Source organism: Pseudomonas paraglycinae (assembly GCF_021601625.1).
Classification (GTDB): Bacteria; Pseudomonadota; Gammaproteobacteria; order Pseudomonadales; family Pseudomonadaceae; genus Aquipseudomonas; species Aquipseudomonas paraglycinae.
Genome location: NZ_BQHR01000028.1, coordinates 1 through 16891, shown reverse-complemented (window position 1 = coordinate 16891; position 16891 = coordinate 1). Strand labels below are relative to the sequence as shown.

Annotated in this window: 16 protein-coding genes; 2 read left to right on the top strand and 14 right to left on the bottom strand. The window is 63.1% G+C overall.

Going from position 1 to position 16891, the window contains the following annotated elements; translation table 11 throughout:
- Positions 1-52: 52 nt before the first annotated feature.
- From L6D82_RS27250 to L6D82_RS27210, 9 genes are all read right to left on the bottom strand, one after another.
- Positions 53-1495, bottom strand: a complete 1443-nt coding sequence (locus L6D82_RS27250; protein WP_236192032.1) for an efflux transporter outer membrane subunit — start codon at positions 1493-1495, stop codon at positions 53-55.
- A complete protein-coding gene (locus L6D82_RS27245; RefSeq protein ID WP_129973835.1) occupies positions 1492-2379 on the bottom strand; it encodes an efflux RND transporter periplasmic adaptor subunit in 888 nt (295 codons plus the stop codon). The genes L6D82_RS27250 and L6D82_RS27245 overlap by 4 nt, the downstream gene beginning before the upstream one ends.
- Complete coding sequence (locus L6D82_RS27240; protein ID WP_007957657.1) at positions 2376-2585, bottom strand: DUF1656 domain-containing protein; 210 nt, start codon at positions 2583-2585, stop codon at positions 2376-2378. Before L6D82_RS27240 ends, L6D82_RS27245 begins: the two co-directional genes overlap by 4 nt.
- Positions 2582-4645, bottom strand: coding sequence for an FUSC family protein (locus L6D82_RS27235; protein ID WP_085746280.1), 2064 nt, complete (start codon positions 4643-4645; stop codon positions 2582-2584). The genes L6D82_RS27240 and L6D82_RS27235 overlap by 4 nt, the downstream gene beginning before the upstream one ends.
- Positions 4642-5070, bottom strand: coding sequence for a MarR family winged helix-turn-helix transcriptional regulator (locus L6D82_RS27230; RefSeq protein WP_011331882.1), 429 nt, complete (start codon positions 5068-5070; stop codon positions 4642-4644). The genes L6D82_RS27235 and L6D82_RS27230 overlap by 4 nt, the downstream gene beginning before the upstream one ends.
- Positions 5071-5194: 124 nt before the next feature.
- Entirely contained in the window at positions 5195-5476 is a 282-nt protein-coding gene (locus L6D82_RS27225) for a type II toxin-antitoxin system RelE family toxin (protein ID WP_039773012.1), read from the bottom strand.
- A complete protein-coding gene (locus tag L6D82_RS27220; protein WP_039773014.1) occupies positions 5466-5711 on the bottom strand; it encodes a type II toxin-antitoxin system Phd/YefM family antitoxin in 246 nt (81 codons plus the stop codon). The genes L6D82_RS27225 and L6D82_RS27220 overlap by 11 nt, the downstream gene beginning before the upstream one ends.
- A 95-nt stretch (positions 5712-5806) precedes the next feature.
- Positions 5807-6049, bottom strand: coding sequence for a DUF2789 domain-containing protein (locus L6D82_RS27215; RefSeq protein WP_085608554.1), 243 nt, complete (start codon positions 6047-6049; stop codon positions 5807-5809).
- A gap of 128 nt (positions 6050-6177) precedes the next feature.
- Complete coding sequence (locus L6D82_RS27210) at positions 6178-6639, bottom strand: aminoacyl-tRNA deacylase (RefSeq protein ID WP_007957669.1); 462 nt, start codon at positions 6637-6639, stop codon at positions 6178-6180.
- A gap of 196 nt (positions 6640-6835) precedes the next feature.
- On the opposite strand from L6D82_RS27210, the gene L6D82_RS27205 reads away from it, so the two are divergent.
- Both L6D82_RS27205 and L6D82_RS27200 read left to right on the top strand, forming a co-directional pair.
- Positions 6836-7363, top strand: coding sequence for an NfeD family protein (locus tag L6D82_RS27205; protein WP_085746279.1), 528 nt, complete (start codon positions 6836-6838; stop codon positions 7361-7363).
- 2 nt (positions 7364-7365) lie between these two features.
- Complete coding sequence (locus L6D82_RS27200; RefSeq protein WP_236192031.1) at positions 7366-8124, top strand: slipin family protein; 759 nt, start codon at positions 7366-7368, stop codon at positions 8122-8124.
- Here L6D82_RS27200 and L6D82_RS27195 read toward each other — a convergent pair.
- From L6D82_RS27195 to L6D82_RS27175, 5 genes are all read right to left on the bottom strand, one after another.
- Entirely contained in the window at positions 8090-9064 is a 975-nt protein-coding gene (locus L6D82_RS27195; protein ID WP_236192030.1) for a sulfotransferase family protein, read from the bottom strand. The genes L6D82_RS27200 and L6D82_RS27195 overlap by 35 nt on opposite strands.
- The gene (locus tag L6D82_RS27190) at positions 9052-9837 is read right to left on the bottom strand and encodes an aspartyl/asparaginyl beta-hydroxylase domain-containing protein (RefSeq protein WP_236192029.1); all 786 of its coding nucleotides are present in this window, start codon (positions 9835-9837) and stop codon (positions 9052-9054) included. The genes L6D82_RS27195 and L6D82_RS27190 overlap by 13 nt, the downstream gene beginning before the upstream one ends.
- Entirely contained in the window at positions 9834-10439 is a 606-nt protein-coding gene (cysC, locus tag L6D82_RS27185) for an adenylyl-sulfate kinase (protein ID WP_236192028.1), read from the bottom strand. The genes L6D82_RS27190 and cysC overlap by 4 nt, the downstream gene beginning before the upstream one ends.
- Entirely contained in the window at positions 10423-11937 is a 1515-nt protein-coding gene (locus L6D82_RS27180) for a TolC family protein (RefSeq protein WP_102717897.1), read from the bottom strand. Before L6D82_RS27180 ends, cysC begins: the two co-directional genes overlap by 17 nt.
- Before the next feature lie 48 nt (positions 11938-11985).
- The coding region (locus L6D82_RS27175) for a beta strand repeat-containing protein (protein WP_236192027.1) at positions 11986-16891 on the bottom strand (4906 nt) is incomplete at its 5' end.

The following is a 16891-nucleotide window of genomic DNA, read 5'->3' as shown; positions in this document are numbered from 1 at the left end:
AAGGCGCCTGGTTCGGGGCGCCCTTTCAATACTTCAAAGCATAGCAACGGCCTCAGGGTTTGCTGGCGCTCGAGGCTTGCGTTCGTCCGCTTTCCCAACCGCCACCCAGGGCAAGGAATAAATCGATCTGGCTCATGGCAACCTGGGTGTTGGCGGCGGCCAGTTGCGCAGTGACGTCGGTGTAGGTGCGGGTGGCCTGCAGGTCGGCGAGGAATGACTCGCGGCCGGCCTGGAAGAAGCGGTGCGTCTGGTCGGCCGCCAGCTTCGCCGACTGCTCGGCATCGGCCAGCGCATCGCGGCGTTGCAGCAGCGCGGAGTACTGGGACAGGCCGGTCTGGGTTTCGCGGATGGCGTTGAGCACCACGCCGTCGAAATGCGCCAGCGCGCCCTGGGTCGTGGCTTCGGCTTCGCGGATTCGGGCCCGGGCGCCGTTGGTCGGCACGCTCCAGCTCAGCGACGGGCCGAAGCCCCAGCGGTTGGTGGACGGTTTGCCAAGGTTGTCCAGAATGCCGACAGTGCTGATCGTCGCGCCGAAGCTGATGTCCGGGTACAGCTCGCCGGTGGCGATACCGATACCAGCCGTCGCAGCCGCCAGACGCCGCTCGGCCTGACGGATGTCCGGCCGACGCTTGAACAGCGCAGCGCCATCGCCCACCGGCACCAACTGGGCGATTTTCGGCAGTTCGGCGCAGGTCGCGGTGCCGGCCGGCAATTGATCGACAGGCTTGGCCAGCAGCATCGACAGACGGAACAACCCGGCCTGCCGCGCCGCCTCATAGCGCGGCATGTCGGCGCGCAGGGATTTGAATTGGGTCTGCGAACGGGTGACCTGGGTTTCGTCGCCGCGCCCGGCATCGCGCAGACGCTGGATCAGGGTGGTGCTCTGGGATTGCAGGTCGAGGGAATGCTGGGCGATTTCCCGCTCCTCGTTCGCCGCGCAGACCTGGGTGTAGGCCCGCACCACGTCGGCGACCAGAGTGATGCGCGCGGTATCGGCAGCGGCCTGGGTCGCGTCGGCGTTGGCCTTCGCCGCTTCAATCCCGCGTTGCAGGGTGCCCCACAGGTCGAACTGGTAGGACGCGCTGATGCCGATATCGCCGACGTTGGCCACCGGCACTTTCTCCGGCAGCAGGAATGCCTCGCCGGATTCCTGCAAGCGTTGCGCGCCCATCTTCACGCCGCCGCTCCAGCCACCGGCCGCCTCGGCTTCATCGACCTGCGCACGGGCCCGCGACAGGTTCGCCGCTGCCACCCGCAGATCGGTGTTGGACGCCATGGCCTGCTGCACCAGTTGATCAAGACGCGGATCCTGATACAGCCGCCACCAGTCCGCCGGCACCGGGGCCGACACCACCGGTTTGCCGGCCACCGCCAGGTCGCCCTGGAAATCCTTGCGCTGGATCGCCGCGTCTTCGGGCACGTGATAATCCGGCCCGACCATCGAGCAGGCCGACAGCATCATGCCCAGTCCGGCGATCATCAGAGCCCTGCTCATTTTGCGGGCTCCTGCGGTTGATCGTCGATGATCGACACGGTGGCGGTACGCCCGGCGATCATGCGGAAGTCATCCGGTACGTCGTCGAAGGCAATGCGCACCGGAATCCGTTGCGCCAGTCGCACCCAGCTGAACGCCGGATTGACGTTGGGCAGCAGGTTGCTGCCGCTCGAACGGTCACGGTCTTCGATACCGGCGACGATGCTTTCGACGTGCCCGCGCAGGCGAGCGCGGTCGCCGATCACGCGGATATCCACCGACTGCCCGATGTGGATGCCGTCGAGTTTGGTCTCTTCGAAATAGCCATCGATGTGAAACGAATTGCTGTCGACCACCGACAACACCGGACGCCCGGCGGTGACGAACTCCTGCGAACGCGGCGCACGGTCGTTGACGTAGCCGTCCACCGGACTGCGGATCACCGAGCGGTCGAGGTTGAGCTGAGCGCTGTCCACCGCCACCAGCGCTTCGGCCAGGGCCGATTGCGCTCGGGCCACTTTCGACAGGCTTTCTTCCAGCTGTTCGGCTGGCACCAGATTGCCCAGACCACGGTTACGCTTGGCTTCACGCTGCGCCTGAGCCAGGGTTTCTTCGCGATCGGCTACCGCGGCCTTAGCCTGGCGCAGCGCCAGTTTGAAACGGTCCTGGTCGATGCTGAACAGCACCTGGCCGCGCTTCACCAACTGGTTGTCCTTCACTTCGACCTGCTGGATCAGCCCGGACACGTCCGGGGCGATCTGCACGATGTCGGCGCGAATGTGGCCGTCGCGGGTCCAGGGCGCAAACATGTAATACATCACCATGCGCCAGACCACGACGACGGCGAAAGTCACGATCAGCAGCGTCAGGACGACGCGACCGAGGGTCAGAAACGGTTTTTTCATGTCATCAGGTATCGACTGAGTGAATCCACGCCGTACAGCATCACGGCGTAGAGAGCCACGTTGAACAATGCCCGGTGCCAGACCAGACGGTAGAAATGCAGGCGTGTGAGCACGCCGTGTACCAACACAAACAGCACATAAGTGATGCCCATCAACACCAGCAGGGTCGGCAGGAAAATGCCGCTGATGTCCAGATCACCGATCATAGGGGCGCTCCTTCGGGCAGCGGTTCTTCGGGCTCTGCGTTGGAAACGAATTCCACGCCGGGCAACAGCGCCAGGCGCAAACCGCTCAAGGCGTGCAACAGGTTGAGCCGGGTTTCTTCATCGCCGTGGCCGTTGAGCGCGCGGCGGGTGCGATCCATGGTCATCAGCAAGGCACTGGGCGCCGGCAGGCGTTCGCCGGCCTTGAGGCAGGCCCGGAAATACTCGCCCACCTCTGCCACCACTTGCTTGAGCAACGCGTTGGGCGCGCCCGTCACTCGCGGTGTGTAGGCGAGCAGGTCGAGCAGGTTCAGCCCCACGCGCACTTCGCGCATGGCGATGCCGGTGTCCTGGCCAGTCAGCGCCAGACGCGGCAGGTGCTGCATCAGGCGGTCGAGCAGTTGCACGCCAAGCTGTCGGTGTTCGGCGAGGTTGGCCGGTTCGGTCATGCTGACGATATCTTTCCAGCTGAAACGGGTCAGGCGCTTGGCCGCCAGTTCGGCGCCGAACGGCCGGGCGATCAGCGTCCAGATAAACGCAAACAACAACCCGATCGGGCCCGCCAGGTTGGAATTGACGAAGGCAAAGAAGTCCGCGTCGTAAGCACCGGAAATGCTGATGAACGACGAAGTGTTGACCAGCGTCAGCAGCATGCCGAGGTAGAAGCGTGGCTGCACCGTCAGGGTGCCGACACAGATGAACGGCACCGCGAACGCCAGCACCAACATCGGAAAGTCATGCAGGTTCGGCAGCACCAGAAACAGGTACAGACTGGCAAACAGCACCGACATCCCGGTCCAGAAAAAGAACCGGTAGATCTGCGGCGCCGGGTCGTCCATCGAGGCGAAGAAGCTGCACGAGACCGCCGCCAGAATCACCGCGCTGCCACCGTCGGTCCAGCCCAGCAGGATCCACAACACCGAGGCAACGATGATCGCCAGAATGGTCGAGGCCACCGAATACAGCATCAGCCCGCGGTCGATGAATGGCGTCAGGCGACCGAGGCGCCAGTGACGATACACCGCGCGCCAGCTGTCCTGGCGCTCGCACAGGATTGCGTCCTGCAGACTGCGGCAGTCCTGCCACAGATCGATGAATTCGCCGAGGCGATACAGCGCGTTGGAAAACAGCAACTGTTTGCGATCTTCCAGGGCTTCGGCGCTCGGTTGCAGCGCTTCGAGCTGATCCCGCAGCGCTTGCCAGCGTTCCAGATCGGCGTCTTTGTGGCCGAGCCATTCGCGGGTCGCAGTGAGCAGCGGGGCGAATTTTTCCACCAGCTCGGGCGTGCGCCGTTCGAGGGCGTACAGCGAATCTTCAAGGGCATCGATCACCGGCAGCAGATGGATCATCCGCCCGCGCAGTTCCTTGGTGTTGCGCACCGTCTGCGGCCGCGCACCCTCGTGCGGCAACTGGCCGATCATCAACTCCAGGCTGTTGAAACTGCCGACCATCGCCATGCGCAGGGCTGCGACCTCTTCGGGCTGCACGTCGCGGTTGAGGAATTTAAGGCTGTAGGTCGTGGCGTCGGCGAACCATTTGCCCACGGCGTCGTTGAACACCGGCGCCAGGCGTCGTGGCCAGAACATCGCGCCGACCACCGCCGCCACGGCGATGCCGAGAAAGATCTCTTCAGTCCGCGACTCGGCCACGTCCCACACCGCCAGCGGGTTATCCACCACCGGCAGGGCGATCAGCGGCAAGGTGTAGCCGGCCAGCATCAGCGCGTAGTTGTTGGCGGTGCGCAGGTGCAGGGACAGGAACAGCAAAATCCCCGTCCACAAGGCGATGACCACCACCAGCACATACGGGCTCTGGACGAACATCGGCACGAACAGCACCGCCGCCGCCGCACCGAGAAACGTGCCGATCGCCCGATACAGCGCCTTGGAACTGGTCGGGCCGAGGAACGGGCTGGAAACGATGTACACCGTGGCCATCGCCCAGTAAGGGCGCGGCATCTGCATGAGCAGGGCGATGTACAGCGCAGTCATCGAGGCCGCGAACGTGCGGACCCCATAGAACCAGTCCCGCGCCGGGGGCATGCCGGAAAAGAACCCGTTCACGGATTGATCACCGTTGGCGGAGTGGCCGCCTCAAAAGCTCTCAGTACTCGAAGCGTAGCCTCCAGATCGCGCTGGTCGATGCCTTCGAGCACTTCATGACGCAGACGCACCAGTTGCGCCTCCACCGCTTGCACCAGCTCACGGCCGGTGTCGGTCAGGCTCAGGCATTTGGCGCGACGGTCCTGGGCATCTTCGGTGCGGCAGACAAACCCGGCGTGACACAACTGATCGAGCAGGCGTACCAGCGACGGCGACTCCATCCCCGCCGCCTGCGCCACCTGCACCTGGCGCACACCCTCGCCCAGCCGCCCGATCATCAACAACGGGACGGCGCAGGCTTCGGAGATTCCATAATTGACCAGCGTGGTCTGGCAGATCTTCCGCCAATGCCTGGCGGCCACCACCATGGCACTGCTGATGTTCATCTGGAGAGCGTCGAGGTTATTCGGCACGAGGGAATGCACACACTGTTAGTTTGCTAACTATCAATATCGCATTGGTGGGGAAATTCAGTCAAGTTTTGAAACAAATTGGGTTGCGTGCTTCAACTCAACGTCTTTTCGCGTTTTCGTAGACGTCGCTTCGCTCGCGCTTACCCACGGCGACTACCGAGACAACCACCCGCTCTTCGATCACTTGGTAAACCAGTCGATAACCGGACGCTTTGAGTTTGATCTTGTAGCAATCAGGCATGCCGTGGAGCGAGTCAGCCGGAATACGCGGACGCTCAAGACGCTCAGCCAGCTTCTTTTTAAATTGATCACGCAGCGTATGACCCAGTTTGTTCCACTCTTTGTGAGCGGAAGGCAGAAATTCGAGCTTATAGGTCATCCAGGCTTACCGGTATGGGAGTCTCGTGACTGCGAGAACGAACGATTTCTGCCAACTCGAGATCATCGAGCCGCTCCATCATGGCTTCGTAAACGTCAGCCGGCACCATGTAGCCCATGACCCGGTTGTGATTCAGGACAGCAACTGCTCCTCCGTGCGCGCCGTTTAGCACTGCGGAGGGGTTTTTTTTCAGTTCAGAAACACTGACAGCCATATCGGCCAGAACACTTTGCATAATAAAAGACCTCAATTGAGGTCGTAATTCTGGTCTAAGGAAGCATTACTGGCAACCGGATGAGTCGATTCAGCTTACGAACGGCAAGCTGATAATTACCCCCGCCCCTTCCTCAACATCACATCCAACTGATCCACCACCTCCGCCCAATCCGCATCATCGAGAATCTCGTCGCGCAGGAAATCCGCCTGGCTCTTGGTCCAGAAAAACGCGTCGCACAGGTGCAGTTCCGGTTTGAGCGGAGAATGGGTGGCGATGAACTGGTCGATGCTGACCGGGTCGTTGTCCAGGCCGAGTTGCTTGAACAGGGATGGGAGGCTGTGCGTCGGGTTTTCCATGTCGGAACTCCTGCGAGATTTATAGGGTGTGAAAGATTTTTCGCGAGCAGGCCCGCTCCCACAGGTCTAGCGCAGAACCTGTGGGAGCGAGCCTGCTCGCGATTAGCGTCGTCAAAAGCGCCGCAAACCTACTGACTCAACTCCCGCACCTGCGCATGCGGCACCATTTTCAGGAATTCGGGCATGCTCATGTGCAGCAGGTTGTTGTGGTTGCCGGCTTCCAGGTAGATGTCTTTCTGCCGGGTCAGCAGCGGGTCGATGACCATGTCCAGGCCGTAGGAATCGCCCAGTGGCGGTACAGCGCCGCGTTCGCAGTCGTCGAAAATGTGCGCCAGATTGCTTTCGCGGGTGATTTGCCATTCGCCGCTGCTGCGCACTTTGCTCAAGTCCAAGTGGCGGCTGGCGGGCAGCACCGCCATCAGGTAGTGCCCGTGACGGTCGTCCAGGATCACCGATTTGGCCACCCGTTCTGCGGCAATCCCGGAGACCCGCGCCGTTTCCAGGCTGCTGGACGAGTGCGGGTGGGTGACGATGTCATATTCGCATTGCGCCCGGTTGAGGCTGCTCTGCACTTTCTTGGCCATACGCATGATGCACCTCGGTGCCCGCCGACGCTGCGCGGCGGACGGTAATGAAACGCTGTGGCTGTCCTTGAAAGTCTAGTCCGGCGGGCCGCGAACACCGGGAAATCCGCCCACTGGCGAGGCGGGCAAACTGGTTAAAAATCATCCAGCCGCAGCCTCAACTAGACTGTAAGAACAAGTCCTGACTCTCGCGGAGGGTCACGTGAACATCCGTTGCTGTGCGCTTGCCCTGTTGCTGCTGAGTGGATCGGTGGTTGCGGCGGACGGTCCGTTTACCGCCGTCAGTCCGGTCGGCCTGTGGCTGATTACCTTGGGCATCACATTTCTGATCGCCGAAGCCGCGCTGCCCAACTACGGGCTGATCGGCCTCGGCGGTATCGTCATGTTCGTGATCGGCGCGCTGATCCTGAGCAACGCCGAACTGCCGGTGCCGATGATGATCGGCCTCGGGTTGGTGAGCGCCCTGTTGCTGATCGCATTGCTGATCCGCGCCCTGAAAACCCGACCGCGCCAACCGGTCAGCGGCGATGCCGGCCTGCTCGGCAGTGTCACGGCGGTGACGGTGGTGCAACCGGAAGACAGCCGCAACGGCTGGGTGCAATTACAAGGAGAACGCTGGCAGGTGCTGAGCGCCACGCCGCTGCACACCGGGCAACCGGTGCGCGTGGTCGGGCGCAAGGGTCTGTTGCTGCAAGTGGCCGCGACTGACGCGGCACCGCTCGGAGAGTGATCATGGGTCTGCAAATCGGTTTTGTCGCGCTGCTGCTGTTGCTGATCGCCCTGGCCGGCTCGACGTTCCGCATCCTGCGCGAATACGAACGCGGCGTGGTGTTCCAGCTCGGACGCTTCTGGCAGGTCAAGGGGCCGGGGCTGATCCTTTTGATTCCGGTGGTGCAGCAAATGGTTCGGGTCGACCTGCGCACCATCGTCCTCGACGTGCCGTCACAGGACGTGATCACCCGCGACAACGTGTCGGTGAAGGTCAACGCGGTGCTGTACTTCCGAGTGCTCGACCCACAGAAAGCGATCATCCAGGTCGAAGATTTCCTCATGGCCACCAGCCAACTGGCCCAGACCACCCTGCGCGCAGTGCTCGGCAAACATGAGCTGGACGAACTGCTGGCCGAGCGCGAACGCCTGAACATCGACATCCAGCAAGTGCTCGACGCCCAGACCGACGCCTGGGGAATCAAGGTCGCCAACGTCGAAATCAAGCACGTCGATCTCAACGAATCAATGGTGCGCGCCATCGCGAAACAAGCCGAAGCCGAGCGGGAACGGCGAGCCAAGGTGATCCACGCCGAAGGCGAATTGCAGGCCTCGGAAAAGCTCATGCAGGCCGCCGAAATGCTCGGCCGCCAGCCCGGCGCCATGCAACTGCGCTACATGCAGACCTTGAGTTCGATTGCCGGCGACAAGAGCTCGACCATCGTCTTTCCGTTGCCGATCGAGTTGCTCAAGGGGATGGCGGATCTGTCGGCGAAATCGTGAGCGCGCGCAAGCGTTCCAGCGCGGCATAGGGCGCACGGGCGCAATCTTCGATCCGTGCCTGCAACAGCGCCGATGCTTCGCGCCGCTTGTGTTCGCCATCGACGACAAAGGGTTGTGACGGCTGCTTCGCGTGCTGCGCCGTCGCCGCCATCGCCTGTTCACACTGCGTGGCGCTGAGCCCGAAAAACCGCGCCAGCCGCCCGCTCATCGCGTCGGGCAATTCGCTGTAGTTCAGCGCCAGCCCGGCAGAATCACGGCAATGCACCCACCCCGCCTCCAGCAGGCGCCCCAGCCGCCGGGCGATGAAATCCTCGCTGCCCTCGAACGGCAAATCGTCGTCCAGCACACAATCGCCGAGTGCACCCGGCACCATGTGCAGGCCGGGGCGGCGCAGGTGCGAGACGGCGATTTCCAGCGGATCGCGATAGACAAACAGCCAAGGCGTATCGGGAAAGCATTCCTGCAGCAACGGCCATTCGCCGATGTTCCAGGCGTCGAGCTTGATCACCAGCCGCTGCTCCGTACCGCGCCGCCGCTGACCATACGCCGAGAGCAATCCAGCGATGGCCGCGCGGCGTTCTTCGCCCGGCAGATCGCTACGCAGCAAGGCATCGAGGGACGGCGGCTCCGAGACCACGATGTGATCGTCGAGCCGGGCGAGCATCTGGCTGATCAGCGTCGAGCCGCAACGAGAGGCGTGCAGGATGAAGGCACTCGGCGGCAGACCCGGACTGAGCGCCTGCCAATCCATGAGTGCCGACAAGGGCGTTTGCCGGCGGAACGCCTGATTGAACGGCAGGCGCAACGCGTCTTCGACGGCTTCACGAAAGAACGGCTGATGCAGCGGTGTGTCGCCAAACCAGCACCAGTCGACCTGCCATTGCCCGGCGGTTTTCCAGATGCGGATCGGCAGCCAGCCGTCGAAATTCACAGACGCCATTGTTCGTTCCATGACCGGCGACCATTGCGCATCGCCGCCAGCAGTTCTTCACGGGAAAAGGGCAGACCGCGTTCAGCGGCCAGCGCCAGCGTCTGAGCGGTGAATGCGTCAGGGTCGTGCAGTGCCTGCAACGTTGCGGACAGCAACGGATCCGTGACCAGCAACCGTTGAAAACGCTGCAGCGCCGTCTCCGCGCCATCGGGCCGCGGAGTGCTCGGCAAACCGTCAACAATCATCTGCTCCAGCCAGGGCGCGGGGCGGCAATCGAGCACCAGATGAACCCGAACCGTGCTGTCGCGATTGTCGACTCGATGCGGTCGGGCGAGATCGAGAAACCAGCATTCTCCCTTCGCCATCGGCATCCGCTGGCCGTCGAGCCAGAAGTCCACGGCAGGCGGACTGAGCAGCGGAATGTGCAGGCGCAAATCGGCGTCCACGCCCTCAAGGTCGTAGTCGCGATGTTCATGAATCTGCCCGCCCGGCCCCAGTCGCAACAGCCGCGCACTGACGATGTCCAGTGGCAGATCCCGAAGGGCCTGCTGCCAGCGACGGTCATTCAGCCAAGGATTGCGCTTTACGGGTTCGGCGCTGCCGGGGGACAGTTCGGTCAGCGCATCGGCGGCAGAAATCAGCGCCACACCGCTCCAGTCGCCGGCGAAATAAGCGGTGTTGAAATGACCGCGCCAGGCAGCGTCTTCAATCGCCGCCAGCGCCTGCAACAGCAACGGCAGGTCCACCGTCACTGGCAACCGTGAGAACGCCGGCCGGCTCATGCGTTGGGCAACACCGCGGATTCGCCGAGCCAGGTCAGCAACCGGTCGAGACAGGCTTCGACCGTCAGCGTGCCGGTGTCGAGCACCAGCGAAGCCTGGGCCGGTGCCTCGTAAGGCGCCGACACGCCGGTGAACCCGGCCAGCTCGCCACGCCGGGCCCGGGCGTAATGCCCTTTCGGATCGCGCTGCTCGCACACCGCCAGCGCGGCGCTGCACCAGACTTCGCGATAGTCCTCGCTCAAACGGCGGGCAAACACTTCGCGCAGTTCCGCCAACGGCGCGATCATCGCCAGAATCACGATCTGCCCGTTCTCCACCAGCAACGCCGCCAGCTCACTGGCGCGGCGGATGTTTTCCAGGCGGTCGGCATCGGTAAAACCCAGGTCACGGTTGAGCCCGACGCGCAGGCCATCGCCATCGAGCACCACACTTTGCAGACCACGACTGAACAACTCGGCATGCAACGCCTGGGCAAGGGTCGATTTGCCTGCCGCCGGCAAGCCGGTCAGCAGCATCGCCGTGCCGCGATGGCCGTTGCGGGCCTCGCGTTGGGCACGGCTGATGCTGGCAGTCGGCGCCAATACGTCACTGCGCGGCGGCATGGGCCACCGGCAGCGAAATATCCCCCGAGGCCCACGCGGCTTCGCGGTTGGCCAGAGCGGTGGCGATCGACTGGACTTCGGTCGACTGCACCTGATCCGGCAGCGGATCGAGGCCGGCGCTGGCGAAGATCTGGCCATAGGCATTGCGCAGATCGGCGTAAGACAGGTCACGCCGCAAGTCGGCCTGCAAGGTGTTGAGCTCGCCCTGAATCAGGTCCAGCTCACCAATGCCGTCGGCCTGACGACGGTTACGCAACTGACCGACAATTTGCCCGTCGATGTCCGACAGTTGCTGGTTGGTCTTGAACTGGCGCAGCGCCTCCTGATAGTTGGCATTGGCCACGTAGAGCTGCGCCAACACCGCAATCGACATCGCCTGACGGCGTGCAGCAGCGACTTCTTCACCGGCCTTCGCCACATCGATAGCCGCCGGGGCAGAGATCACGTTGAACAGGTTCCAGGTGACTTTGACGCCGTAGTCGGCCCAGCCCTGTTCGACCAGGAACGAGTTGCTGTCGTAGTGCCCGCCGGCGGAGAACTCCAGGCCCGGCAGCAGACGCAGCATGGCCTTGCGGGTTTCGGCGGCGCTGATCCGGGTCTGGTAGTCCTGCTCGCGCAGTTCCGGGCGGCTGGTAAGGGCTTCCTGTTCGAGCTTGCTCAGATCGACCTTGAGTTCCGGGATCCGGTAACCGTCATCGGTGGCCAAGGTCAGGTTGGTGCCCAGCGGCAGGTTGATCAGGGTCGCCAGTTCGGTTTTCGCCAGCGACAGCGCGCGGCGTTGTTCTTCCAGTTGCCGGGTCGCCTCGATCAGCGAACGCTGGTAACCGAGCGACTGCACCGGATCGCCGATGCGCTGTTCACTCATGCTTTCGCTGTTGCGGCGGGCGGTGTCGACTCGCGCCATCAGGCTGTCGATCTGCTTGAGCAGGCGTTCGGCAGCCATCGCCCGCCAATAGGCCGAGCGCACGTCCTGAACGATGGTGTTGATCACCTTGCGCCGGCGCTCCTGAACGATCAGGCGCTGGTCGCCCTGCTGCTTGGCGCTGATGTAGCTGACACCGAAATCGAGGACGTTCCAGACCATGGTCAGGTCGGCGACGTCGCGGTCGCGGTCCTGAGAGGTCGACGGTTCCAGGGACTGGGTGCCGGTGCGCACACTCTGGCTGCTGGAGGCGCTGACGTTGTTACGTCCGACGTAACCGGCGTCCAGCGCCATGCGCGGCAGCATGTCGAAACTGGCGAGGTCGAGCTGCCGCTTGGCCAGCGCTTCCTCCATGATTTTCAAGCGGCCTTCGAGGTTGTATTTCACCGCGCGGGCCATGGCCTGGTGCAGGGTCAGCGGACCGCTCAGCGGCTCCTGGCCCTTGTACATGCTTTGCAGGTCGGCCCGGGCCCTTTGTTCACTGACACTGCGTTCGATCGGTTCACTGGTCACTGCACATCCGCTGATCGCCAGCGCCAGCAGGCTGGCGCCGAACAACTTCTGACTTTTCTTCATCCCTGGATCGCCCCTAGGTCCCGCACATATGTGAGTTGTTGTGTGTTGTCAGGCCGGCATTTCGCTGATGCCGACCTGTTGCAGTGCTGCCGCCAGGTTGTCGACCCGGTGCTGCTCGCTGTCCTTGATCTGTTGCAGTTGCTGGCCCAGGGTCGGCGCGCCGAACACACCGCGCAGGCCCTGGGAAATATCGCCGCCCTTGATCGAATGACGGTCGAAGGCATTCAGCGAATCGCGCTCGGTGCTGCTGTCCTGATTGAACAGGCTCGACAGCGTGCTGCTGCCGAACACCCCGCCATCACCGCCACCAAACCCGAGGAAGCCATGACCGGAACCGTCACCCAGGTTGTCGCTGCTGCTGAAAACCTGGGCAATGAAGCTCGGGCTCAATGCACCGCGGTTGATGAAAATATCCCCCAGCGGACGGATGCCGTTGCCGATCACCCGTTGCTCGAACAACGGCGCGAAAGTCAGCGGTGAACCGAGGTCGCCAGTGGGCGCGGTGAAGACGATCGGCTGCAGCGGAACGTTCGGCGGTGGCGGCGGCGCGACCGGATCGCTGCTGCGGAACTCCGGATCCGGTGTCACCACGATCAACGGAGTAGTCGGTGTCACAGGAGGCACAGGCACCGTGTTGATCACGTAATTGCCGGAACTGCTGACGCTGCTGCCGCTGTTGCCCGACAGGTCGCTGACCCCGGCGGTGTTGATGCTGATCGCATTGCTGGCGCTGTTGACGTTGGCGTTCGGCGTCAGGGTCGCGGTCCAGGTCTTGCCACCGTCGCTGCTGCTCAGGTTGGACAGAGTGCCGTTGGCTACGCTGAGGTCCGACAGGTCGAAACCGCTCACCGCTTCGTTGAAGGTGATGGTCACCTGCGAAGTCTGACCGACGCCCAGGTTCGGATTGGCGATTACCACCGTCGCGGTCGGCCGTTCGCTGTCGAGGGCGTAGTTGTTCGACACCGCCACCGTGCTGCCGGCGTTGCCCGCAAGGTCGGTGACGTTGCTGGTGTCCAGCGCGATGAAGTTGCTCGGGTCGGTGACATTCGCGGTCGGCGTGAAAGTCGCGGTCCAGGTCTTGCCGCCGTCACTGCTGGTCAGGTTGCTGAGGTCACCGTTGGTCACGCTCAGGTCGGACAGGTCGAAATTGCTCACCGCCTCGCTGAAGGTGAAGGTCACCGTGGTGCTCTGGCCGATGCCCAGATTCGGATTGGCGACCACGATGTTCACCGTCGGCCGGGTCGCGTCGAGGATGTAGTTGTTGGAGATGGCGATGCTCGCCCCGAGGTTGCCGGCCAGGTCCTGGACGCCGCCGGTGTCGATCAGGATCAGGTTGGTCGGATCGTTGACGTTGGCTGTCGGCGTGAAGGTTGCGGTCCAGGTCACGCCGCCGTCGCTGCTGCTCAGGTTTGACAACGAACCGTTGGCGACGCTGATGTCCCCCAGATCGAACCCGATCACCGCTTCGTTGAAGGTGAAGGTCACGGTGGTGGTTTCACCGATACCGAGGCGGTTATCGGCAACCACAATGGTGGCTGTTGGCCGCGCGGTGTCGATGGCGAAGTTGTTGGAATCGGTGGTGCCGATACCGCTGTTGCCTGAGACGCTGGTCACTCCGGCATTGTTCAGGCTGATCAGGTTGGTGGCGTCAGTGACATTGGCAGTCGGGGTGAACGTCGCAGTCCAGGTGATGCCGCCGTCACTGCTGCTGACGTTGCTCAGCGTGCCATTGGCGATGATCAGGTCACTGTTGTCGAACCCACTGACCGCTTCGCTGAAAGTGATGGTCACCAGCGAGGTTTCCCCGGCCTTGAGCGCAGGGTCGGCTACCACGATGGTGGCAGTCGGCACCTGGGTCTGCACTTGGTAATTGGCCGAGTTGGTGGTGCCAGTGCCGGTGTTGCCGGCCAGGTCGGTGATACCGGTGTTGTTCAGGACAATCAGGTTGGTCAGGTCGCTGACACCGATGTCCGGCGTGAAGGTGGCCGTCCAGGTGAGGCCGCCGTCGCTCGACGAGACATTGCTCAGCGTGCCGTTGGCGACGCTCAGGTCAGAGTTATCGAAACCGGTCACCGCCTCGCTGAAGGTGATGGTCACCAGCGCGGTTTCGCCGGGACGCAGGTCAATGTCGCTCATGACGATGGTCGCCGTCGGACGCTGACTGTCGACCGCATAGTTGTTGGAATCGGTGGTGCCGCTGCCGGCGTTGCCTGCCAGGTCGGTGATGCCGGTGTTATCCAGGGTGATCAGGTTGGTGGTATCGGTGATGCCCGCCGCCGGCGTGAACGTCGCCGTCCAGGTGATGCCGCCGTCGCTGCTGCTGACCGCGCTCAGCGTACCGTTGGCGATCGTCAGGTCGGCGTTGGTGAAACCGGTCACGGCTTCGCTGAAGGTGATGGTCACCAGGCTGGTCTGGCCGACGCCGAGCGCCGTGTCGGCGACCACGATGGTGGCGGTCGGACGCACCGTGTCGATTGAATAGTTGTTCGAATCGGTGGTGCCGCTGCCGGCATTGCCCGACAGGTTCTGCACGCCAGTGTTGTCCAGCGTGATCAGGTTGGTGGCGTCGGTGATATTGGTGGTCGGCGTGAACGTGGCCGTCCAGGTAATGCCGCCGTCGCTGCTGCTGACCGCGCTGAGCGTGCCGTTGGCGATGGTCAGGTCGGCGTTGGTGAAACCGGTCACGGCCTCACTGAAGGTGATGGTCACCAGCGAGGTTTCGCCGATTTTCAGGCTGGAGTCCGCCACGACAATGGTCGCGGTCGGCACCACGGTGTCGATGGTGTAGTTATTGGAGTTGGTCGTGCCGCTGCCGGTGTTGCCCGAAAGGTCGGCGATGCCGGTATTTGCCAGGGTGATCAGGTTGGTCGCGTCATTGACGCCCACGTTCGGCGTGAACGTCGCAGTCCAGGTGATGCCGCCGTCACTGCTGCTCACGGCGGTCAGCGTACCGTTGGCAATCGTCAGGTCGGCGTTGGTGAAACCGCTGACCGCTTCGCTGAAGGTGATGGTCACCAGCGAGGTTTCGCCGGCAGTGAGGTTGCTGTCGGCCACCACGATGGTCGCGGTTGGCCGCACCGTATCGATCGCATAATTGTTCGAATCGGTGGTGCCGCTACCGGCGTTGCCCGCCAGGTCGACGATGCCGGTGTTGTCCAGGGTGATCAGGTTGGTGGTATCGGTGATGCTGGCGCTCGGGGTGAACGTCGCCGTCCAGGTGATGCCGCCGTCGCTGCTGCTGACTGCGCTCAAGGTGCCGTTGGCAATCGTCAGATCGGCATTGGTGAAACCGCTGACCGCTTCGCTGAAAGTGATGGTCACCAGCGAGGTTTCACCGATCCGCAGGTTGTTGTCGGCCACCACGATGGTCGCGGTCGGGCGCACGGTATCGATGGCGTAGTTGTTGGAGTCGGTGGTGCCGCTGCCGGCGTTGCCGTTCAGATCAGCGATGCCGGTGTTGTTCAGCGTGATCAGGTTGGTCGCGTCGGTGATGCTGGCGGTCGGCGTGAATGTCGCCGTCCAGGTAATGCCGCCGTCGCTGCTGCTCACGGCAGTCAGCGTGCCGTTGGCAATGGTCAGGTCGGCGTTGGTGAAACCGGTCACCGCTTCGCTGAAGGTGATAGTCACCAGCGAGGTTTCGCCGATTTTCAGCGCGGTGTCTGCGACCACGATGGTCGCGGTCGGACGCGCGGTGTCGATCGCGTAATTGTTGGAATTGGTGGTGCCACTGCCGGCGTTGCCGGCGAGATCGACAACCCCGGTGTTATCCAGGGTGACCAGGTTGGTGGTGTCGGTAATGTTGGTGGTCGGCGTCAGCATGGCGGTCCAGGTGATGCCGCCGTCACTGCTGCTCAAACCGCTCAGGGTCCCGTTGGCCACGGTCAGGTCGGCGGTGGTGAGGCCGCTGACCGCTTCGCTGAAGGTGATGGTCACCAGCGAGGTTTCACCGCCCGCCAGATTGGTGTCGGCCACCACAATGGTTGCCGTCGGCCGCACGGTATCGATCGCATAATTGACCGAATCGGTGGTGCCGGTGCCGGCGTTACCGGCAAGGTCGGCGATACCGGTGTTGTCCAGGGTAATCAGGTTGGTGGTATCGCTGATGCTGGCGCTCGGGGTGAACGTTCCGGTCCAGGTGATGCCGCCGTCGCTGCTGCTCACTGCGCTCAACGTGCCGTTGGCGATAGACAGATCGGCGTTGGTGAAACCGGTCACCGCTTCACTGAAGGTGAAAGTCACCAGCGACGTATCGCCGATCTTCAACGCCGTATCGGACATCACGATGGTCACGGTCGGCCGCGCGGTGTCGATGGCGTAGTTGACGGAGTTGGTCGTACCGACACCCGCCACGCCGTCGTTGATCGCGGTCACCCCGGTGTTGTCGAGGGTGATCAGGTTGGTGCTGTCGGTAATGTTGTTGGTCGGCGTGAAGGTTGCCGTCCAGGTCAGGCCGCCGTCGCTGCTGCTCACTGATGTCAGCGTGCCGTTGGCAATCGTCAGGTCGGCGTTGGTGAACCCGGTCACCGCCCGGCTGAAGGTGATGGTCACCAGCGAGGTTTCGCCGATTTTCAGGGCCGTGTCGGCCATCACGATAGTCGCGGTCGGCGGCTCCACGTAGGCGGTGTTGAGCGTGCCGCCGTTGTTGTAGATCGCCGAGACAGCGGCCGGTGAAGTACCGTTTGTGCCACCACCCGATGCCGTACCACCGGCACCGCTGCCTGCGGCGTTGCCGCTGATGGCGGCGAAGTTGGCCGCCGTGATAAGCACCGTGCCGCCCTGGTTCCAGATGGCGCCGACGCCGCGCCCGGCGATGCCGCCGTTGGAAGCATTGCTGCCCAGTCCGCCGCCACCACCACCGCCGCCCCCCGCACCGAGGTTGTTGCTGATGACCGAGGTGCCGACGATTTTCAGGGTGCCGGTCGAAGCATTGTAAATGCCACCGGCGGCATTGCCG